General features: G+C 67.1%; 14 protein-coding genes and 1 pseudogene. 9 read left to right on the top strand and 6 right to left on the bottom strand.

The genetic code is table 11. The annotated features are described in order from the left end of the window. Positions 1 to 2: 2 nt before the first annotated feature. Together OG303_RS01980 and OG303_RS01975 are read left to right on the top strand one after the other, a co-directional pair. Complete coding sequence (locus tag OG303_RS01980) at positions 3 to 1,016, top strand: hypothetical protein (RefSeq protein ID WP_405864062.1); 1,014 nt, start codon at positions 3 to 5, stop codon at positions 1,014 to 1,016. 163 nt (positions 1,017 to 1,179) lie between these two features. After that, a complete protein-coding gene (locus OG303_RS01975) occupies positions 1,180 to 1,878 on the top strand; it encodes a hypothetical protein (RefSeq protein ID WP_405864060.1) in 699 nt (232 codons plus the stop codon). A gap of 643 nt (positions 1,879 to 2,521) precedes the next feature. Here OG303_RS01975 and OG303_RS01970 read toward each other — a convergent pair. Next, entirely contained in the window at positions 2,522 to 4,360 is a 1,839-nt protein-coding gene (locus OG303_RS01970) for a P-loop NTPase fold protein (protein ID WP_405864058.1), read from the bottom strand. 1,119 nt (positions 4,361 to 5,479) lie between these two features. Here OG303_RS01970 and OG303_RS01965 point away from each other — a divergent pair. Both OG303_RS01965 and OG303_RS01960 read left to right on the top strand, forming a co-directional pair. Next, positions 5,480 to 5,992 carry a transposase gene (locus OG303_RS01965; protein WP_405864056.1) on the top strand — a complete coding sequence of 171 codons (513 nt, stop codon included), beginning with the start codon at positions 5,480 to 5,482 and terminating at the stop codon, positions 5,990 to 5,992. Continuing rightward, a pseudogene (locus tag OG303_RS01960) lies at positions 5,989 to 6,099 on the top strand (SMP-30/gluconolactonase/LRE family protein); the annotation flags it as partial. The gene OG303_RS01965 and the pseudogene OG303_RS01960, both read left to right, overlap by 4 nt. Here OG303_RS01960 and OG303_RS01955 read toward each other — a convergent pair. The 3 genes from OG303_RS01955 to OG303_RS01945 all read right to left on the bottom strand — a co-directional run bounded on the left by OG303_RS01955 (position 6,099) and on the right by OG303_RS01945 (position 9,320). Then, entirely contained in the window at positions 6,099 to 6,707 is a 609-nt protein-coding gene (locus OG303_RS01955; RefSeq protein ID WP_405864054.1) for a hypothetical protein, read from the bottom strand. The pseudogene OG303_RS01960 and the gene OG303_RS01955 sit on opposite strands and share 1 nt — an antisense overlap. 144 nt (positions 6,708 to 6,851) lie before the next feature. Beyond that, a complete protein-coding gene (locus OG303_RS01950) occupies positions 6,852 to 7,601 on the bottom strand; it encodes a transposase family protein (protein ID WP_405864052.1) in 750 nt (249 codons plus the stop codon). Positions 7,602 to 7,889: 288 nt separating this feature from the next. Continuing rightward, a complete protein-coding gene (locus OG303_RS01945) occupies positions 7,890 to 9,320 on the bottom strand; it encodes a family 43 glycosylhydrolase (RefSeq protein WP_405864050.1) in 1,431 nt (476 codons plus the stop codon). A 765-nt stretch (positions 9,321 to 10,085) separates the two neighbouring features. Here OG303_RS01945 and OG303_RS01940 point away from each other — a divergent pair. The 5 genes from OG303_RS01940 (at position 10,086) to OG303_RS01920 (ending at position 17,040) form a co-directional block, all read left to right on the top strand. Continuing rightward, on the top strand, positions 10,086 to 11,084 hold the full coding sequence (locus OG303_RS01940; protein ID WP_405864048.1) for a LacI family DNA-binding transcriptional regulator: 999 nt from the start codon (positions 10,086 to 10,088) through the stop codon (positions 11,082 to 11,084). Between the two features lie 189 nt (positions 11,085 to 11,273). Beyond that, a complete protein-coding gene (locus OG303_RS01935; RefSeq protein ID WP_405864046.1) occupies positions 11,274 to 12,572 on the top strand; it encodes an ABC transporter substrate-binding protein in 1,299 nt (432 codons plus the stop codon). Between the two features lie 53 nt (positions 12,573 to 12,625). Next, positions 12,626 to 13,510 carry a carbohydrate ABC transporter permease gene (locus OG303_RS01930; RefSeq protein WP_405864044.1) on the top strand — a complete coding sequence of 295 codons (885 nt, stop codon included), beginning with the start codon at positions 12,626 to 12,628 and terminating at the stop codon, positions 13,508 to 13,510. A 6-nt stretch (positions 13,511 to 13,516) separates the two neighbouring features. Then, on the top strand, positions 13,517 to 14,413 hold the full coding sequence (locus OG303_RS01925) for a carbohydrate ABC transporter permease (protein ID WP_405864042.1): 897 nt from the start codon (positions 13,517 to 13,519) through the stop codon (positions 14,411 to 14,413). Continuing rightward, positions 14,410 to 17,040, top strand: a complete 2,631-nt coding sequence (locus OG303_RS01920; protein ID WP_405864040.1) for a family 78 glycoside hydrolase catalytic domain — start codon at positions 14,410 to 14,412, stop codon at positions 17,038 to 17,040. The genes OG303_RS01925 and OG303_RS01920 overlap by 4 nt, the downstream gene beginning before the upstream one ends. 1,354 nt (positions 17,041 to 18,394) lie before the next feature. Here the strand turns inward: OG303_RS01920 and OG303_RS01915 are convergent. After that, the gene (locus tag OG303_RS01915; RefSeq protein WP_405864038.1) at positions 18,395 to 19,264 is read right to left on the bottom strand and encodes an alpha/beta fold hydrolase; all 870 of its coding nucleotides are present in this window, start codon (positions 19,262 to 19,264) and stop codon (positions 18,395 to 18,397) included. A gap of 104 nt (positions 19,265 to 19,368) precedes the next feature. Further along, positions 19,369 to 20,373, bottom strand: coding sequence for an NADP-dependent oxidoreductase (locus OG303_RS01910; RefSeq protein ID WP_405864036.1), 1,005 nt, complete (start codon positions 20,371 to 20,373; stop codon positions 19,369 to 19,371). Between the last annotated feature and the right edge of the window lie 255 nt (positions 20,374 to 20,628).

Below are 20,628 nucleotides of genomic sequence, written 5' to 3'. Positions count from 1 at the left end.
CCATGCACGCTGCGCCCGGTCCCGCCTCCCAACGCCCGCGCTACTTCCCGCGCCAGGTCGTCACGCCGACCGAACTCAACCTCGCCAACCAGTACTTCATGGAGCGCATGCGGCGGCACAACCGCATGCTGCACGGCTGGGGCGTCGTCTGCGGCGCCCTGGTGTGCCGGGCCGCCGCGGCGGACGGCAGCGGTCCCGACCCGTGGAAGATCTCGATCAGTCCGGGACACGTCCTCGACCCGCTCGGCAACGAGATCGCCATCGACGAACACCGCGTCCTCGACGTACGTACGGAGGGCGTCACCGTGATGCCGGACGACCCGGCCGGCGAGATCGACGACCCGTGGTGCGCCGATGCCCCGGCCTCATCCCGTACCGGCACCCAATGGGTGGCGGTCCGCTACGAGGAAGGACTGACCCGGCCCGTCCGGATCGAGCCTTCGGGATGCGGCTGTTCGGGCACGGCGTGCGAATACTCGCGCTGGCACGACGGCTACCGGGTCGGCTTCCTCCCTGACTGCCCACCGTCCCACCGCGGGGACCCGCCGCTGCCGGACGAACTCACCACGGGCCAGGGTCCGGCACCCTCCTGTCCACCGCAGGACCCCGGCCCCTGGGTCGTCCTGGCCGTCCTGGACATCGCGGCGGACGGCACGCTCACCTCCATCGACAACTGCACCTGCCGACGCATGGCCCCCTCCCTCGCCGCGCACTGGTGGCGCTGCTTTCCGGTGAAGCCGACCGTCGCCTCGGTCACCAGCACACCGGCAGGTCCTCACGCGGCAGGTACCGCGGCCATCAGACTCACCGTGGCGGGCTCGGGGTTCAAGCCCGGCGTCAAAGCGCGCCTCGGACCAGGAATCCGCATCAGCGCCCTCAAGGCCGCCCCTGACGGCAACTCGCTCGCGATGACGGTCCGCGTCAACACCTCGGCCTCATCGGGCGACCGCACTCTCACGGTCACCAATCCGGACGGCTCCGAAGCGATCGCCGCCAAGGCGCTGACTGTCATCTGAACCGTTCAGGAATGTTCCCAGAGAGTCTTCAGTCATGGGACGACCCGGAAAGCGGCGAACACCTCGGGACAAGGCTCCCGTACGACCCCCGGAGGAACAACGAAAGCCGGCGGCACCCAAGGTCTCGGGACGGGGCGCCGATCCGCTGCGACGGTTGCTCCGCATGGTGGAGGGGGCCGGCAACACGGCGGGAGCTGCGACGCTCCAGAACCCTCCGACAGGCGCCGGCAGCACCAGCGGTGCGCCGGCCTACGCCACGACAGAGCTCAAGCGACGCCTTGCCGCCACCGTGCTCGCGGAGTCGGCCGAGAGTCAGCAGGACGACATCAGGTGGATCTACTTCAATCTGGTCACCGCAGCGAAGGACGAGAAAGGGCTGGCCAAATCGTCCGCGTACAGGGGCGAGAGCATCTGGTATCGAATCTGGCTCTATGTACTGGGCGACGCGACCTACGGGAAGGACCCGCTCCCCGGAAAGAGGGCAGAGTTTTCGGACTTCAAAGGTCAGACCATCAAGGACTTCTGTGAGAAGAACGGATGGATCAGGACGGTCGCGAGACCGCGTGGCAAGCTCCTCTACGCACAGGTGGAGGCGATGTTCACCAACCCGGCACAGAACCCGTACGGGAACTGGACCGGTCAGGGAAACTTGGCCGACTTCAACAACAGGAGCAACAAGGATCCCTATTGGAAGAAGGCGCGCGCGTACTGGGGACTCCAGGAGGAAGGGAAAGTGGAGAGCGTCTACGTGAAGGTCCTTCCCGCGGGGAAGAACACACAGTTCATCTTCAACCCCATCGCCATCGAACTCTACTTCCGGAAGCACACCCTGCCCTCCAAGGTGCCCGAGTACATCCCCTGACTCTGTTGGGAGCGCCTCGTGACCGACGTGAACACAGCGGCACTGATCAGTGCGGCCGGGGGTGGGCTCATAGCTGCTTCCCTCGCTGCCGTCAAAGGATTTCTGGCGAGCCGGGCGAGTGTGAACGAGTCTTTGCGTGAGCTCCGACTGGGTTCCTATCCGTCCGTCTGGAAGACGACCTCCGCTGTCTCCCGATGGCCTCGGAACAAGCTGACGACCGGTGAACTCGTGGCATTCCACAAGGAAATGCGGCACTGGTACTACGGGACGGGCGGGTTATACCTCTCCCGTACGGCGCGCGCGCGTTACGGCGAGCTGCAGCAGTCGCTCGAGGCTTGGCTCAAAGGTGCCGATCCGGACGCCTCAGAGCCGATTCCGGACGATGTCTACGAAGGCATTATGGAAGTTTCCAGCGCACTACGCAACCACGCTCACCGAGGACCTGGAAACACGGCGTGCCCGCTCGATCATCGAGGCGCTTAAGCGGACGAGACGTCACCGAAAAGCTGCGAGGGAGGCGAAGGCGTGCATAAAGACTCTGAATGAGAAGAGGAAACCTCCAGGGGAGGGGGATCCGGGCATCGGGGCGTCCGCCGCCGAGGGAGCCGGATGAGCAGCTTCGTATCGCGGCTGCCCTGCGCGGTCAGCCGGACCGCTCCATGGGGGGAGCTTCCTCGCGGATCTGACGCGCGATCCTGAACGCCCAGCGCAGCAATTGGTCGTCGGTCGAGGTGACGAGTGCCCCCAGCTTGGATCCACGTACTTCACGGGCCGGGGTGACGCGGTGGCTGAAGAAGATCACCCGGCCGGTGTGGGTGTCGTCCTCCTGCCAGCGCTCCACGGTGAGGAGGCCCGCTTCGGGATCCCCGCCGCGCGTGAAGTCGGAGATCAGCAGATGGAAAGGGGCACCTGCTCCGGCCTTGGCATCGCGCATGCGGTGCTCGGCGGCCGTCGTGTCAGGTTCCTCCGTCACGTCTGCGCCCCTCGCGCGCAGCTCGCCCACGAGCCGCTGCCGGTGACGAGGGTGGTCATCCACCCAGATGACGCGCAGACCTTGGTAATACGCCTGGCCCTGACCGGTCAGGGAGTCGGCCGTGTCCTCGCGCGGATCGGGGACGTCCAGCGCGACCGGGGAGATCACCAGCGGTTGTCGCCTCAGTCGCTCGAGGAGTTCCTTTCCCTCGGACAGTTGCATCAGCCCGGAGATCAGCGAGACGAACTGCCGGTCTTCATCCAACTCGGCGAACCTGAGCGGCACTTGCTGCTCCAGTTCCGCAAGGGAGTGTGCCCAGTCGTCCGGGTCGGGCCGCAGTGGCGGCGCCACCTTGTGCTCGGCGAAGAAGCGAGTGACTCGCGCCCAGGACTCGTCGGGTGGATCGGTCCCCGCCGTGCGCCGCAGCACGTGCTGCACGTGGCGGTATCCATCGAACTCGCGCACCGCGTCGTCGCCACCTTCCTCGTCTTCGACCAGGAGGCGGTAGAAATCGGCGTACGAATACTGCAGCAGCACGATGCGGAAGACGACCTCGGGTGGGAAGTCCGACCAGATCGGGTTGAGCCGGGACTCCAGCACGAATCCGTTGAGCAGTCGCTTGATGTTGCGGGGGTTGCGCCTGGTGCTGTCGGCGAGCAGTTCTATGAGGCGGTTGTCCAGGAGCCGGTCAACGCCCGCGCGTACGGCGCAGCCCCGGATGTAAGCGGCTATCTCCTCGTCCTTGGGCCCCGGAATGCGATAGGACGTCTGGAAGATCTTCTCCATGAACTCAGCGGTTTCCGGAGAGTAGTTCTGCAGCAAGCGGGTGGCGCTGTGTACGGAGCGATCACAGCCGACGACGAAGGCGATGCCGGGGATGCCCAGATAGATCTTGAGTGCTTCGGACACCGCGCGGACGGCCGCCTCGGAGCAGCGGTCCAGATCGTCGATGAAGACAACGAGGAACCGGCTCGGTGCGCCGGGCGCCTGCGCCATCCACTGGTCGAACAACGTCTCGATGTCGTCCCGCATCTTGTTGCGGGTCCTGGCGTCGATGGACAGGCTCCGCCAGATCTCGTCCGCCATCCGGCCGGCGCCGAGCGGCGCGGCCACCATGACCAGGCCCGTGCGTGCGGCGCCGACAAGTGCCCGGTTTTCCGCAAGCCGTGCCATGGTGCGACGCAACACCTTCGAGTCCAGCTGGGCCAGCGTCGTCTTCATCAGCCCTTCGAGGTAATCCTCGTGCCCGGCGGTCCACGCGTCGTACCAAACGGTGCAGACGCCGGCCTTCTTCAACTTTGCGTCCACCAGGTGCATCAGTGTGGACTTGCCCATGCCTCGTCGGGCATCCACGGCAAGGGTGAGGGGAGTCGAGCCGCGCGAGGCGAGCAACAGGGCCGCCAGTTCCTGCGCGGCAAGGCCTTCGCCGAGCAGATCATCCTCGAAGGACGTCGCCGGCTCGTCGTTCATGAGGACGAACTCCTGCGCACAGCTATGGGTCTGCTCCATGGCCAACTCCCTGTGCGCTGAGCTGATTCAGCGTTCAGTCTGGCAGGGCGCCATGCGTGCGGATCCGGTCGCGCGAGCGTAGATTCCGCCATCGCGGCCAAAGGCGCCTGCCTGGTGAAGTGCCAGGTGTCTAGCTTGTGTGTGTCGTCCGGGCAAGGGTCGACGGGGCCGTTTGGTCCGCTACTGGTCCGGGAGAATCCAATCGTGGCGCAAGGTGCTGAGGCGATCGCGGAGAGTGGCGCAGATGCAGAGGTTGCCTGGAGTGGAACGGAGTCTCCAGGCAACCGACTTGAGACTCTAGAAGAACCCAAGTTTCTTCGGACTGTATGAAACAAGAACGTTCTTGGTCTGCTGGTGGTACACGGTTGGTAGGCCGTTGATCTGCGAAAATAGCCTCAATCGAAGCGGGGAGCGGCTTGCTGGCCCGGGAATGGTCCGGATCTTGATCGGGGGCCGGAGCCGACGGATGCACTCCGCCCGTCCGAGGCGCGCATGGCCGGCCTATCCGACCTGGCCCCGAACTTCGTCGTGCCGGTGGTCCTGTTCCGGGCACATCGCGCCTGTTCGACTACGTCTCGGACTGACCCCGGCGTATAGCCCGACTCGTCTGCCGCTCCGTATTTCAGCAGGTCAGAGTCCATGTTTACTGACTACATGAACCTCGGGGTCGAATCCGGGGCGAATCTGAGCCGTAGGTCTCGTCGTTTCTGTCCGCCGCACATGCGCAATATCCGGTCATTTCGGGTGTCAAAAGTGGCCCAGTGCCGCTCTGGAGGAGACATCTCGGATTCTCGTGCACTCGGAAGTACATGTACGAGGTGTCTCCTTGCCAGCCTTCTCTGCCTGAACCTGAACACCGATGGAGCGTCCTCCAGCGAGCCGTGCCCGGGGCCGGGATACATGACATTGCTCGCGCGGCATATCGAGACGACTGCACCACCGGGCGGGGGACTGGATGCTTGGATCTGCCTGCGGCCGCGCTCAGCGGACAGCGGCGCGCCGGTACTTCGTCCACGTCCTTCTTCACTCCGGCGGTGACCATTGGCCGCCTCTCCGACACGCTAAGCGAATCTGGTGAAGTTGATTGCGTTGGGTAGGTGTCCCATGGGGAGAGACGTCATGCCGAAGAGCCTCCGCGTCGAGTTGACCGACGATCAGCGCTGTGACCTGCACGCGCTGTTGGCCCGCAGGGACTTGACCGCCTATACCCGGCAGCGTGCCGAGTGCATCCGCTTCCTGGACCGCGGCAAGCCCGTGCCCGAGGTCGCCGACCTGCTGGAGTGCAACCCGGTCACGGTCCGCGCCGCGGTCCACCGCTTCACGGACGGTGGGATCGGGGTGCTGCCGGATGCCCCACGTCCGGGTCGGCCGACGAGGCTCCTGGGGCCGGACGACCGGGCCGCACTGGCCGAGCTGCTGGACGACTCCGCAGCCAAGGGGATCACCTGGAGTGTCCCGGCCCTGTGTGAGTGGCTGCGGGTCGAGCGCGGGGTGGAGATCTCCGCAGACTGGCTGGGCGAGCTGCTGCGGGGCGAGAGATTCCGCGGATCGATCCGCTCTCGGGCGACCTCTCCGGCGGCCCGGAGACCTTCGCCCAACTGCGGGACGGCGAAGGCAGCCCCGACGGAATGACCGTCGACGACGAGGGCTGTCTCTGGGCGGCGATGTGGGGCGCCGGCGCGGTCCGCCGGTACCACCCGGACGGCCGTCTGCTCCACACCCTGACCGTGCCCGCCCCTCACCCCACATCGGTGTGTCTGCACCCCGGTGACGACCGGCTGTTCGTCACCACGGCCCGGTACGGGGTGACGAACCCGACCGCGGAGTCCGGTGCGGTGCTGAGCGTTCCCGTACCGGTCGGAGGAACGGCCGCCTTCTCGTAGAGCCACAGTGCGTCGGGGCGCAGCATGGCGGCCAGTTCGGAGGTGGGCCAGGCGGCCGTCTCGGTGCCGTGTCCGAGCCCGACCGCCTCGTACAGGGCGCCGAGGACGCCGTAGACGTAGAAGTGCGCGATCTGCGCCTGCTCGGGCAGGTCGTCGAGCTCGTCGGGCCAGGGCTCACCCACAGAGTAGGTCACGGGGATGTCGGGGTGGCGTGCCCGCAGCAGTTGGGTGGCGCGTTCGAGGGGTTCGCGCAACCGGGCGTAGTGCGTTGTGGTGCCGTCGGCCGGTACCAGGGAGCAGGCCGGGTCCGCCAGAGCGCTCAGGAGTTCCGCCATCACCTCCGGGTCGAACACTTCACCCTTGGCGGCCCGCTTCTGGATCCACAGCTCGCTGACCTCGGCAAGGCGAGCCGCCGAAGCACCGGCCAACGTCCCTTGAAGCGCACCCGAGATGGCGAACAGCAATGGGCTGTCCTCCTCTCCGGTGTGGGTAACCGTATAAGCCTCATCGGATGCGACGAGCTCCTCGAAGCTCCGCCCGGTGAGCAGGCTCTCCCACTCGATCGCTGCCTCAGAAGCATAGAATTTGCCGCAGGTCAGTGAGCGTTTTCAGCGTTGCCGCTCCAGGGTGAGGATGGCGGCTGCGATTGACGACATTCGGTTCGGGCTGCACCGGGCCTTGCGGAAGATCCGCCACGACTTGAGCCGTGCGACGCCGCGCTCGACCGGTGCGCGTGCTGCCGACAGCGCGCGGTTGACGGTTTGCTGGGTTGGTGTGAGGTCGCGGCCTGGTGGGCGTCTGCGTGGTGTTGTCACCCATGGGCCGGCTCCGATGTAGGCGCGGTCGGCGAGGATCGGGATGCCCTGGCGTTCGCAGATTCGGATGATCCGGTGGGTGCGGGCCGCGGTGAGGTCGTGCGCGCGGCCGGGCAGTGCGGGTGAGATCCACAGCAGTCGTCCGGCTGGATCGGTCACCACCTGCACGTTCACGCCGTGGCGTCGGTGTTTTTGGGAGAAGTCGGCCCGGCTGTCGCCTACCCGGTCGCACTCCGCGAGGGTGCCGTCCAGGAGGACGTAGTCGGGGTCGGCTTCGCGCAGGCTCCGCAGGAGCCCGGGTGCACGGTCGGCGAGCAGGGTGATGACAGCTGCCGTGTAGGCGTGGGCGGTGCCGACGGAGATGCCGAAGCCGGCAGCGAGCTGGGTGAGGGTGTCGTGCTTGCGCAGGTACACCAGGCCGACCAGCGCACGCTGGTGCGGCGGGAGTTTGCACCGTCGGTCACCCTCGCGGGTGACAATGAGCATGGTGACCCACTCGACCAGGGCATGAGGCAGGTCGAGTGCGGCAGAATACGGAACCAACGCGGCTCCTGTGCCTGTGGGTTGAGACTTCGAACACCTCCCCCAACGGCATGGGAGCCTCGTGCGTTGCGCACCCCGCCGACGTCACCCGATCGGTGGCGGAGCTGAAAACGCTCAGTGAGCCGAAGACCCCATCGGACCCGCTTCGCCGACCTGTCAGGCTGGCCACAGCGCTGATCAAGTTGGCGGCGGCAGCACCCGGGCGAGCGGAGATTGGCCCCCGCAGCCCGGGTTTGCATGTGCTCCAACGGTGCTGTTCCGCCATGCGGACACTGCCCGCTGGAACCGTCAGACGACCATCCACTGGTAGTTCGCGCCGGTGGCGCACGTCGACTGGTCCAGGGCCGCGCCGTTGGCGGTGGACGCCCCGGCGACCTCCAGGCACTTGCCGCTGTTGACGTTGGTGAAGGTGACGTAGCCGCCGATCACCGGGGTCTTCGTCCACAGCTGGTGCGAGGCGCCGGTGCACGTCGACTGGACGGCCACCGCGCCGTTGGCAAGGGAGGCGCCGGCGATCTGCAGGCACTTGCCGCTGTTGACGTTGACCAGCTGGTAGTTGGAGCCGACGGCGGTGGGCACCCACTGCTGGTTGGCGCCGGAATTGCAGTTGCCGGAGTTGACCGCTGCGCCGTCCGCCGTGCTCAGTGACCAGACGTCCGCGCACTTGCCGCTGTTGCGGTTGAGCAGGTGGTTGTTGGCGGCTCCGAGCGGACTCGCGAGGACGGGCCAGCCGCCCGCGAAGGTCACCTGACGGATGTCGAGGGTCTCCTGTCCGGAGTTGTCGCCGTCGTAGTAGTGGTAGGCGAGGAACTTGGACGTGCCGTCGTCGTAGGCGTCGGCGCCGCCCGCGGCGACCCTGGGGTAGGCGCCGGTGAGGATGGTGGTTCCGCCGCCGGAGGCCATGTCCGTGCCGCCTTGGTCGAGGTAGGGGCCGGTGATGCTGGTGGACCGTCCGACCACGGTGTAGTAGGTGCTGTTGGTCCCGCTGCAGCACAGTCCCTTGGAACCGAAGAGGTAGTAGTAGCCACCGTTGAGGATGATCGTCGGGTTCTCGATGTCGATGGCGATGTGCCAGAGGTTGTTGTCGGTGGTGGACAGTTTGCCGGTGGTGGTGTCCAGGACGTGCATGTAGGTGCCGCTGCCGGTCCAGGAGCCCCAGGAGATGTACAGCCGGCCGTCGGGGCCCCAGTCGACGTTGGGGTCGATCGGGTAGTTGACGTCCGTGACCATGCCCTGGTCGGTCCACGGGCCCTCGATGTTCGTGGCCGTGGCCAGGCCCATCACCGCGTAGTTCGTGCCCCAGAGCGAGCCGGCGTAGTACAGGTGGTACTTGCCGTTGAAGTACTTGATGTCGGGGGCCCAGATGTTCGGCGGGGTCGAGCCGAGCTTGCTGGTGATCCACGACGGGGTCGTCCCCCAGACGTTGCCCACCTTCGTCCAGCCGGTTGCCGCGGTGCCGGCGCACGTCTTGCGGATGGTGATGGATCCGCTGGGATTGAGCGAGTCGTTCTCGAACCCGGTGGAGAAGCCGTAGTAGCAGCTGCCGACCTTGATGAGGCTCGGGTCGTGCATACGGATGTCTCCGCTGAGTGCCTTCGCCTGGCCGGCGGTGACCAGAGCTATGACGGTCACGAGGGCGGCCAGGATCGCGGCAAGCGTGGGAGAGATACGCCGTCTGCGGATTCCGGGGTATGCGCCTCCGATGCGGTGGCTGACCATACGAGACTCCTTTGTTTCGCTGATGCGTGGGTGCGAGCGGGCGGCCGGTGTCCGGCCGTCGGCTCGCACAGGCCCGCAGCCCTGTGCGGCCCGGTGCGTCCCCGTCCCTGCACCGCCGCCCGGGCTTGGGGGCGCCCGGACGGCGGTTGTCCAGAGGAGCGGCTGAGGCGTCGGTGAGCGGTCCCGGTCTGGGAGGCCGGGGCTGGCTGTCATGACTTCGCGACTCCCTCGACGGTGAGAGAAGGACGGCGGGTGGGGTCTGTGGCGCGGGAGCCGACCATGTGCTCCGGCGCGGAACCGGAGCACATGGTCAGGCCTCTGCATGGCCGGTGCGGCTGCGGGGAGTGTCGCCGCGTGGGCCGGCATTCAAGAGCTGAGAGGCGGATTGATACGCTTCAATCACTTCAGCGGTGAGAGGCTGGCATTCCCCGGGCAGGACGTCAAGGGATCGCGCACTCATCCCGCAGGCCGCAGCGGGTTCTGTGCCGGGCGTCGCTCCTGGAGCGAAGCTCGTCGAGCGGGCATGCGTGAGGAGTGCGGCGGTTCGTGGAGTGCGGCGGCGAAGTGTCGTGACCTGTATATACGTGCTGGTGTCCACCGGGTTTCAGGGCACGCCGGACAGCGACGTTGGAGCGCTTTAACGCAAACGTGTATCCTGCGTCTGTTCATACCGGCCCGGCCCTCGTCCGGGCCGAACAAGACCGGAAGCCGAGGAGCGTCGTGGCAGCCGCAGGTCCGCGAGCAAATGGACACGCCGGTCCGAGCATGCAGGACGTCGCGAAGGCGGCGGGCGTCTCGCTAGGCACGGTTTCCAACGTCCTGAACCATCCGGCCAAGGTCAGCCCCGTGACGGCGCAGCGAGTGCGCGAAGCCATAAGCCGGCTGGGATTCGTGCGCAACGACGCGGCCCGGTCGCTGGCCTCGGGGTCGAACGACAGTGTCGGCATGGTGCTCGCGGACATCGAGAACTCCCTGTTCATCGACATGGCGCACGGAGCGCAGGAGGCCGCCCGCACGGCCGGCCTCAACCTGCTGCTCGCGAACACGACGTGCGACATGGGGCTCCAGGACGAGTACCTGGACGTTTTCGACGAGGCCCGGGTGACCGGCGTGCTGCTGGCCCCCATGGAGGACTCCACCGACGGCATCGCCCGGATGCGCTCGCACGGACGCCAGATCGTGCTCCTCAACTTCTCGCCGAAACCGGGCACCTGCTGCTCGGTGCTGGTCAACAACGAGCACGTGGGATATCTCGCGGCACGCCACCTCATCGACACCGGACGCACCAGGCTGGCGTACGTGGTCGCGCACGACGACTATCAGCCCGTGCGTGACCGGCGCAGAGGGGTGCGCGCGGCGGTCGAGGAGGCCGGTGCCCGCGTGACGCTGGAGGAGATCGACAGCGTCGGCCTGACCACGGCGCACGGGCACCTGGTCGGGAAGGCTCTCGCCGGGCGGGAGCCCGGCGACCTGCCGGACGGCCTCGTCGTCGTCGCCGACGAACTGGCCAACGGCATCATCCACGAACTGCACACGGTGGCGGGGATCGGCGTACCCGACCAGGTCGCTGTCGTCGGGTGCGAGAACAACAGGACGGCCGGTTCCGCGGCCGTGCCCCTGACCGCGGTGGATCTGCCGGGGCGGGCGATGGGGCGGGAAGCGATGCGGTTGCTGATGGACGAGGTGGCCTCGGGCGCGCAGCACCGGCATGCCACCGTCGTACTCGAACCCGAACTGGTCGTCCGCGCCAGCACGCCGCACTGAGTCCGTAGTCCGCAGCCGTCACCACCCCTGACGGGCTCGCCTTCCGGCGTGCCCGATTCCCGGCGTTGTGCACACATTGCGATTCGGAAATACCGGCGAATCATCCTTGACATGGTCGCGTAGTGGGCCGTAGGTTCCGGGGCAACATTGAAGCGCTTCAATGCGCTGTGCACCGCGAGGAGCAACACCGTGCACCACACCCTCAAGCCCCGCACCCTTGCCGTCCTGGCAACCACCACCTCCGCCGGTCTTCTGCTGAGCGCCTGCGGCGGCACGAACTCGTCGAGCAGCGGCGCCTCGGAGTACTCGCTCACCATCAACGACGACAACCACATCGTGCAGCAGCAGCTCAAGTCCCTGAGCACCGGCGCGTGCAAGGCGCAGAACACGGCTCTGCCGCTGAAGATCCAGACGCTGCCGATCAGCAACGTCGACCAGAAGGTGCAGCTTCTCGCCGGGCAGAACGCGCTGCCGGTGCAGTTCGCGGCGGGCGGCACTCCGGCGCTGACCAAGACCCTGGACAAGGCCGGGCAGGTCCTCGACCTGGAGAAGACGCTCAAGGATCTCGGGGCGTGGGACGACATCCAGCCGGCCGCCGTCAAGACGGTGGAGAACCTGTACGGCAAGTTCAACGTGATGCCGTACCAGTTCAACATCGAGGGCATCTGGTACAACAAGAAGCTCCTCGCCGCCCACGACATCGCCGTCCCGACCACGTACGACGAACTGGTCGCGGCGGCGGCGAAGCTGAAGAAGGCAGAAGTCATCCCCTTCTCCGCGGCCGGCAAGGAGGGGTGGCCCCTGACCCGTCTGGTCAGCAGCTACCTCTACCGTGAACTGGGCCCCGACGCCCTGCAGGCGGTCGCGGACGGCAAGGCCAAGCTGACCGATCCCGCGTACGTCAAGGCCGCTCAGGCCATCGCCGACCTCGGTAAGGCGGGCTACTTCGGCAAGGGCGTCGGATCCATCGACTACGACACCGCGGCGCAGCAGTTCCTGACCGGCAAGGCCGCCATGTTCTACATGGGCAGCTGGGCGCTGGGCGACCTCAACGACAAGACCAAGAACAAGGTCGGCGCCGCCAACGTCGGCTTCATGCCGTTCCCGACCGTGTCCGGTGGCAAGGGCTCCGCGGACCAGATCCCGGCCAACGTCGGCCTCCCGGTCGCCGTCTCCGCCAAGGCCTACAACTCCGAGGTCGGCGACTGGCTCGCCTGCACCGCCAAGAACTACGGCGCCGCCTCGCTCAAGGAGCAGGGCACGGTCTCCGGGTTCAAGCCCAACGGCGACACCGGCACACTGCCGGCGCTCACGCAGACGGTCCAGGACACCATCACGAAGACCACGACCAGCACCCTGTGGTTCGAGGCACTGTTCAACACGAAGGCGACCGCGACCAGCCAGACGAACGCTGCGCCACTGGTCACCGGGTCCCTCTCCGCGAAGGACTTCATGAACAAGGTCCAGGCGGACCTCGACAACGGCTGACCCGTCCGACCACCGCCACCCTCAGCCGTACCGACCCCTTCGAAAGAGCCGTCATGCGTTCAGTTCTGGGAGATCGCCGCGCCCTCGCCATCCTGCTGGGACCGGCCTTGCTCGTCTACACACTGGTGATGCTGGTGCCGATGGGCTGGTCCCTGGGATACACCTTCTTCAAAGGGAACGTCATCGAGGGGTTCACCTTCGACGGGTTCGGCAACTTCGAGAAGCTGTGGAACGACCCGCAGGCGCACTCGGCGCTGTGGTTCACCTTCAAGTACGGGGTCGTCGTCAGCGTCGGGCAGGTGCTCTGCGGCTACCTGCTCGCCCTGCTCTACGTGTTCGTCCTGCGCAAGTCGTCCGCGCTCATCCGCACCCTGGTGTTCTTCCCGGTGATCCTTCCCACGGTCGCCGTGGCCCTGATGTTCCAGAAACTCTTCGCCGTCGCGCCGCAGAACGGCCTGGCCAACACCGCCATCGAAGCGCTGGGCATCCACCACGGGGACTGGTTCGCCACCGGCGGCGGGGCCTTCCTCGTCCTGGTCGTCATGGACGTGTGGCGCTCCATGGGCTTCTACGGCGTGCTCATCTACGCGGGACTGCTCGACATCCCCGAGGAGACCCTCGAGTCGGCGCGGATGGACGGCGCCACGGGATGGCGGCTGATCCGGCACATCGTCCTGCCGCTGTCCTGGCCGGTGGTGCTGGCGTCGGCCGTGTTCAGCATCAACGGCACGCTCAAGGTGTTCGACTCGGTCCTGGCCCTGACCAACGGCGGACCGGGCAGCGATACGACACCCCTGACTCTGTACATGTTCCGTACCGCGTTCTCCTACGGCGACTACGGCTACGGCAGCACCATCGCCTCGCTGCTCACCGTCGTCTGCCTGGGCGTGTCCCTCATCATCTTCCGCTTCTCGCGACGCGACCTGACCAAGGGCTGAACCCCCATGACCGACACCCTGACAGCGCCGCCGCGGGGACGCCTCACCCGCCCGCCGAAGACCGCCCTGCCCAGGAGCCGGCACGCCCGGCGTCTGGTGCGCAACGCACTCGTGGCCCTGCTGCTGGTGATCGAGGTGGCACCGCTGCTGTGGCTGCTGCTGAGCTCCTTCAAGACCCAGTCCGAGTTCGTCAACGACCCCGCCTGGTCGCTTCCGAAAAGCTGGGGCCTCCACAACTACACCGAGGCCTGGACGACCGGGCATGTGGCCCTCTACATCCGCAACAGCCTCATGGCCACCGTGCCCTCGCTCGCCCTCATCATCCTGCTCGGCGTCGCCGCCGGCTTCGCCCTGGAGGTGATGGTCTGGCGCGGACGCCACAGAGTCCTGCTCGCCTTCCTCCTCGGCATCATGGTGCCGAGCCAGATGATCCTGCTGCCGCTGTTCCGGATCTACTTCCAGACCGGACTGTCCGGGACACTGTGGCCGCTCATCATCACCTACACCGCGGCAGGCCTCCCGCTGACCGTCTTCATGATGGCCACCTACTTCCGCTCTATCCCGCGCGAGGTCTTCGAAGCCGCCACCCTCGACGGAGCGAGCATCCTCAAAGCCTTCTGGAAGATCGCCTTCCCCATGGTCCGCAACGCCGTCTTCACCGTGGGACTCGTGCAGTTCTTCTTCATCTGGAACGACCTGCTCATCTCACTCACCTTCACCACCGACGACGACCTGCGCACCATCCAGGTGGGCCTGCTCAACTTCAGCGGGCAGTACGGCGAGACGGCCTACGGACCGCTGTTCGCCGCGATCAGCATCAACGTGGTCGGCGCCCTGTTCCTGTACCTCCTCATCAACCAGCGCATCATCAAGGGCCTGACGGCCGGGGCGGTGAAGGGATGAACCACGAGTCGACCCCAGTGGTCGCCACGCCGACAGCGGAACATCACCGGGAGCCGTTCGGCATCGGTGAGTCACAACCACGGATCTCCTGGAAGACCATCGCGCCGACCGGTTGGAGCCAGCAGGCCTACCAGCTCGAGATCGCCCGCGCCGACGGCACGCACCTCACCGACTGGGTCGTCTCCGAGGACTCCGTCCTCGTCGACTGGCCGGACCGGCCACTGACGTCGCGGGAGCCCGCCGAGATACGCGTCCGGGTACGAGGCAGCGACGCCGGCGTCGGCGACTGGAGCCCGGCCCTGCGCCTGGAGACGGGACTGCTGGAGCCGACGGACTGGAGCGCGCACGCCATCTCCCCGCCACGCCATCCACTGGAGCGGCTCGACGGCGAACGGCGCCCACCGCTGCTGCGCAAGGACTTCCAGACCGGCAAGGAGGTGGAGCGCGCGCGGCTGTACGTCACCGCCCACGGCCTGTACGAGATCGAGATCAACGGCCGCCGGGTCGGCGACCACACGCTCGCCCCCGGCTGGACCAGCTACGACCACCGGCTGCGCTACCAGACCCACGACGTCACCGAACACCTGCGCGCCGGCGACAACACCATCGGCGCCTGGCTGGCCGACGGCTGGTACCGCGGACGGCTGGGCTTTGGCGGCGGCTATTCCGATCTCTACGGCGACCGACTCGCCCTCATCGCCCAACTTGAGATCGTCCACCGCGACGGAACCCGCACCACCATCGACACCGACACCTCCTGGCGAGCGGCCCACGGCCCGATCGTGTCCTCCGGACTGCTCGACGGCGAGACGTACGACGCCCGGGACGAGCAGCCCGGCTGGTCCAGTCCCGGATTCGGCGACAGCGACTGGGCATCGGTCGACATCGTCCCCCGCGACCCGCAGACGCTGGTCGCCCCCACCGGACCACCGGTGCGCTGCACGGAGGAGATCGCACCGGCCCAGGTGACCGTCCTCGACGCCGACCGTCTCCTGGTGGACTTCGGACAGAACCTGGTCGGCAGGATCCGTATCAGTGTGACCGGCCCGGCCGGACACACGGTCGTCATCCGTCACGCCGAGGTGCTCCAGGACGGAGAGCTGTGCGTCCGCCCCCTGCGCGACGCCCTCTCCACCGACCGCTACGTCCTGCAGGGCGGGGACCGGGAGACGTGGGAGCCGCGCTTCACCATCCACGGGTTCCGCTACGCCGAGATCACCGGCTGGCGCGGCGGCGACCCCCGCCGTGACATCGTGGCCCGCGTCCACCACACCGACATGGCCAGGACCGGCTGGTTCGCCTGCTCCAACGACCAGGTGAACCGGCTCCACGAGAACGTGGTGTGGAGTCTGCGCGGCAACTTCGTCGACCTGCCCACCGACTGCCCGCAGCGCGACGAGCGCCTCGGCTGGACCGGCGACATCCAGGTCTTTGCGCCCACCGCCGCCTTCCTGTACGACTGCCACGGCATGCTCGCTTCCTGGCTGCGCGACGTCGCCGTCGAGCAGCACGACGACGGAACCGTGCCCTGGTACGTGCCGGCCATCCCCGGTGGCCCACAGTGGACACCGGCCAGACCCGGCGCAGGCTGGGGGGACGTCGTGGCGTTGACCCCGTGGGCGCTGTACCAGGACTCCGGCGACACCGGGCTGCTGGCCGCCCAGTACGACAGCGCACGCCGCTGGGTCGGCCTCCTCACCGAACTCGCGGACCCGTCGGGTCTGTGGAACCACGGCTACCAGCTCGGCGACTGGCTCGACCCCTCAGCGCCGCCGGAGGACCCGGGCGCCGGCCGCACCGACCGCCACCTCATCGCGACCGCCTACTACGCCTGGTCCGCGCGGCACACGGCGTGGATCGCGGGCGTCCTCGGGCTCGAAGAGGACTGTCAACGCTACGAGGAGCTCGCCCACCGGGTGCGCCAGGCCTTCATCGACGCCTACGTGCTGCCTTCCGGGCTCATGACCAGCGACACCCAGACCGCCTACGCCGTCGCTCTCCAGTTCGACTTGCTTCCCGGCCCGGCAGCTCGCACCACGGCAGGAGACCGCCTTGCCGAACTGGTCGCCGGAGGCGGCCACACCATCCAGACCGGCTTCATCGGCACACCGCTCGTGACACCCGCACTCAGCACCACCCACCACGTCGACACTGCCTACACCCTGCTCCTCCAACAGGACTGCCCCTCCTGGCTGTACGCCCTGAAGCACGACGCCACCACCATCTGGGAACGCTGGGACAGCATGCTCCCCGACGGCACCGTCAACCCGGGCGAGATGACCTCCTTCAACCACTACGCCCTCGGCGCGGTCGCCCAATGGCTGCACACCACGGTCGCCGGCCTGACCGCCGCCGCACCCGGCTACCGCGACATCGCCTTCCGCCCCCGACCGGGCGGCGGCATCACCTGGGCCGACGCCGCCCACGAGTCACCGTACGGCCGCGTGGCCATCCGCTGGGAGCTGCATGCCTCGGGCATCAAGGTGCACACGACGGTGCCCACAGGGGCAACGGCACGGATCGAATGGCCGGACGGAGGCGTGACCACCTTGGCCGCCGGCACCACTACGACGTGGCGACCGGAGCGTCCCACCGAACGACCGGCATCGCCCACACGCCATGACTAAGCCGGGTCTACGTCCGTGGGACCCGGGAGAGCGGCAGCGTAATTGTTCACTGCTCGAAAGCGGTTGGGCAGGTTCATCGAGCCGCGGCGAGCAGTTCCTGGTGCTTGGCGAGGGCCGTAGCGCGAAGGAGAGCACGGAACTCGTCGGTTACCGTCCCACGGGTCTTCAGGGCATGGCAGTTCGGGCACAGAGCGATCATGGCCTTGAGAAGGTCCGCGCCCCCTTGGCCTGATCGTCTATGTGATCCACTTACAACATGCAGGAAGCCATTGCGGCTGAGTGCCGACGGGTAGCGGGGATCAGGACAGTGGGGGTTCTCGCAGCCCCCTTGACTGCGCTCGAGCATCGCATGGCGGGATGCGGCGATGCGGCTCAGATGATGACCACCTTGGGGTCGGCGGCGGTGGCTCCTGCCGTCCCACATGGCGCGCTCCGCCCGTTCATTCAGTTCCGCGTGGCACAGAGCCGGATCTGCCCGCCAACTGATGCGGTGGCCATGCGGGTTGACCACGCTGCGGGAACAGATCCACGAAGTCCTTGTCGGCGAAGAGCGACCCGAGTGCTTCCCGGATCCGCATGCACAGACAGCCCTTCGGGAACGCCAGCCGGGCCACCTCGGCGGTCTGGGCCGGAACCTCACCCGGCAGACGTGGACGCAGCGATACCTCGATCACCTCACGCTCGCGCCCCCACGCCATTCCCGGCCATCATCCCGCCACCGCAAGGTCATTTAGCGACCACGACCGAATTCGCCAACGGTGTCCGGCGAGTGGTGTAGCCGCGATCTCGGCGAAGATGCAGGTCGCGCACGGCCCCTTCCGCCCGGCGGCTAGCATTACTCTGACTCGTCGTCAATTCGGAATGGTGATTGCCTGCTGGCTCATGGACCTGCCTAGGCGACCACCGGCCGCGCAACGTCGGCAGTGTGACTAACTGACGCATCTTCAGTTCCGTGTGGTCGGCAGCTGACGAATTTGGCCCGCAGCCTGCGACGCCACCACGCTCTCTTACACCACTCGGTGGGGCGCCACCATGTCTTGCCGTCGGCGCGTCCGGCTCCGTCCCCGAACAGGGGAGTAGTACTGCGTACCTGCGCACATTGAAGTCCGGCAAGTGGCAGGCGACCGACCGCGACCGGACGGGAGACCGGTTCAGCGAGTCGTTTCCCTCAAGGCCCGGGCACGCGCCTGGGGCATCGAGATGGAGACCCGGTTTGCCCGTGGAGGCATGCGCGATCCGCGGGTCGGCGAAATGTCGTTCCGCGAGTGGCACGACCGATGATGTAACGCGCAGCTGTCTCCTGCCGCCGGGACCGACTCTCGGTGAGGACTTGGCCCATGGCAGTCCCACAGGTTCAGGACGCGAGGAATTCAAGCGCCCTGGTCACGAATTCATCGTGGTACTGGAAGATTCCCCCGTGTCCGGCATCCGGGTAGAGGGGGACGAGCTCGCTGCGGGGGAGGCGTGAGGCCAGGTCGAGTGTGTTCTGGCTGGGCACCATCCGGTCGTTCTCACCGTTGGCCACGAGGACCGGCTGGCGAATCTCCCTCAGGTTCGACGGCGTCTGGCGGCCCCACTGCTTGATGGCCTTCAGCTGGGCGCGGAACGACGGCAGCGAGATGTCCTTGTCGCGGTTGTGCGTGCGCTCCTTCAGCCGTTCCAGGAAGGCACGTCCGGCGCGTCTGCCGCCTGCGGTTTCGGTGAAGAAGAGGGAGAGCTTGGGGTCCTGGCGGGTCAGGGCGCCCTTGAGCGTGGCCTGGATGGTGAGTGCCGGGACCTTGTCGATACCGGGGCCCCCGGCGGGGCCCGTGCCCGCGAGGATGACCTTGCGCACGAGGCGCGGTTCTTCTTCCGCTATGACCTGGGCGATGAAGCCGCCCATCGACAGTCCGAGCAGATCGACCTGGTCGAACCCGAGGGCTCGGATGAAGAGCGCCGCGTCGCGAGCCATCGCCTCGATCGTGTCCGGAGTGGAGCCGCTCGATCCGCCGACCCCGCGGTTGTCGAAGGCGATGACCCGACGGCTCGCGGCGAGTCCGTCGACGACGCGCGGATCCCAGTTGTCCAGGACTCCAGCCAGGTGGATGAGGAGGATCAGCGGCACACCGTCCGCGGGGCCGAGCTCCCGATAGACGAAGTCCTCTCCGCGAACGGACACGGAGCGGGTCGGTGCGTTCTCGTACGACGACGTCGAGGCGGACGGGTCACTGGGAGGTGTGTTCATGTCCAGGTCCTTGTGTAGAGGGTCTCAGGGCACTTCTCGTTGCGGCGGGTGGTGTCGTTCCGGGCGCTCGTGGAGGACCCTGACGGCACGGCAGGACAGTTCCATCAGGTCATCCTGACGACGACCTTGCCGGCCTTGGCCCGCCCTGCTTCGAGGTACTCCAGCGCTTCTCGGGCGGACTCGAACGGGAACACGGTGTCGACGACGGGGCGGATCTTGCCGGCCTCGATGAGAGGGGTGAGTTCGCGCAGCTGGTCCCCGCTGGCCTTCATGAAGAGGAACGAGTACGTCACGTCGCGGCGACGGGCGCGTCGTCGGATCCGGAAGCTCAGCGCGGACATCACCAGCCGGATGATCGGATTCGCCCCCAGTTCCCTGGCGAAAGCGGCGTCGGGAGGGCCCGCGACACTGATGACCTTCCCGCCGGGCTTGAGGACGTCCAGGGACTTCTCGAGCGTCTCGCCGCCGAGCGAGTCCAGGACGACGTCGTAGTCGTGCAGCGCCGTTTCGAACGACTGCTTCTTGTAGTCGACGACGACGTCCGCGCCCAGACGCTTCACCAAGTCGACGTTGGCCGTGCTCGTGGTGGTCGCCACGCGTGCACCCAGCTGTTTCGCCAGTTGGATGGCGATGGTGCCCAGGCCGCCGGAACCCGCGTGGATGAGGACCTTCTGACCAGGTTGAACGTGCGCCCGCTCGACCAGCGCCTGCCATGAGGTCAGGGCGACCAGGGGAAGGGACGCGGCCTCCTCCATGGTCAGCGTGGCCGGTTTGATCGCCACGTCGTCCTGGTGCACCGCGATGAGTTCGGCGAACGTGCCGATCCGGTCCTTGTCGGGTCGTGCGAAGACTTCGTCGCCCGCGGTGAATCGCGTGACGGCCGTACCCACTTCGACCACCACTCCGGCCAGGTCGTTGCCCAGGACGAACGGGACCCGGTACGGCAGGATCGTCTTCATCTCCCCGTCCCGGATCATCCGGTCGAGCGGGTTGACGCTCGCGGCACGGATCAGGACCAGCACGTCGTTCGCGCCGACCTCCGGGGCCGGCACGTCGCTGGCGCGCACGCCGTTCTTGTCGCCGTAGCGCTCCACTGTGAGGGCCCTCATCATCGTCTCCATATCTCGTCGGAAAGCGGACGGACGGGGGTGCTGTTCATCCCGAGCTTTCCCGGAAGGCGGATGATTCGTTCGGGAATGCGGTCTTTTGTGCGACGGGTTTTCATGAGAGGCGGGGCGCCTGGCCCTGGCTGCTGATGACGGCCCGTGTGGCGGATGAAGAGCCAGGCCTTTGAATTATGTTCATAATGCTATGCGATGGGTCGGTAGCTCGCAAGTGGGTTCAACGCCCTCGGGAGTGCGGTC

This window comes from Streptomyces sp. NBC_00005, from assembly GCF_045160215.1.
Taxonomy (GTDB): Bacteria; Actinomycetota; Actinomycetes; order Streptomycetales; family Streptomycetaceae; genus Streptomyces.
The sequence above is the reverse complement of the archived record's forward strand: the minus strand, read 5'-3'. Positions and strand labels throughout refer to the sequence as shown.

Excerpts from the sequence above, each read along its gene's own strand:
- OG303_RS01970 (WP_405864058.1), bottom strand. The coding sequence starts at position 4,360 with ATGGAGCAGACCCATAGCTGTGCGCAGGAGTTCGTCCTCATGAACGAC.
- OG303_RS01980 (WP_405864062.1), top strand. The coding sequence starts at position 3 with ATGCACGCTGCGCCCGGTCCCGCCTCCCAACGCCCGCGCTACTTCCCG.
- OG303_RS01940 (WP_405864048.1), top strand. The coding sequence starts at position 10,086 with ATGCAGGACGTCGCGAAGGCGGCGGGCGTCTCGCTAGGCACGGTTTCC.
- OG303_RS01975 (WP_405864060.1), top strand. The coding sequence starts at position 1,180 with ATGGTGGAGGGGGCCGGCAACACGGCGGGAGCTGCGACGCTCCAGAAC.
- OG303_RS01910 (WP_405864036.1), bottom strand. The coding sequence starts at position 20,373 with ATGAGGGCCCTCACAGTGGAGCGCTACGGCGACAAGAACGGCGTGCGC.
- OG303_RS01925 (WP_405864042.1), top strand. The coding sequence starts at position 13,517 with ATGACCGACACCCTGACAGCGCCGCCGCGGGGACGCCTCACCCGCCCG.
- OG303_RS01965 (WP_405864056.1), top strand. The coding sequence starts at position 5,480 with ATGCCGAAGAGCCTCCGCGTCGAGTTGACCGACGATCAGCGCTGTGAC.
- OG303_RS01915 (WP_405864038.1), bottom strand. The coding sequence starts at position 19,264 with ATGAACACACCTCCCAGTGACCCGTCCGCCTCGACGTCGTCGTACGAG.
- OG303_RS01945 (WP_405864050.1), bottom strand. The coding sequence starts at position 9,320 with ATGGTCAGCCACCGCATCGGAGGCGCATACCCCGGAATCCGCAGACGG.
- OG303_RS01920 (WP_405864040.1), top strand. The coding sequence starts at position 14,410 with ATGAACCACGAGTCGACCCCAGTGGTCGCCACGCCGACAGCGGAACAT.
- OG303_RS01930 (WP_405864044.1), top strand. The coding sequence starts at position 12,626 with ATGCGTTCAGTTCTGGGAGATCGCCGCGCCCTCGCCATCCTGCTGGGA.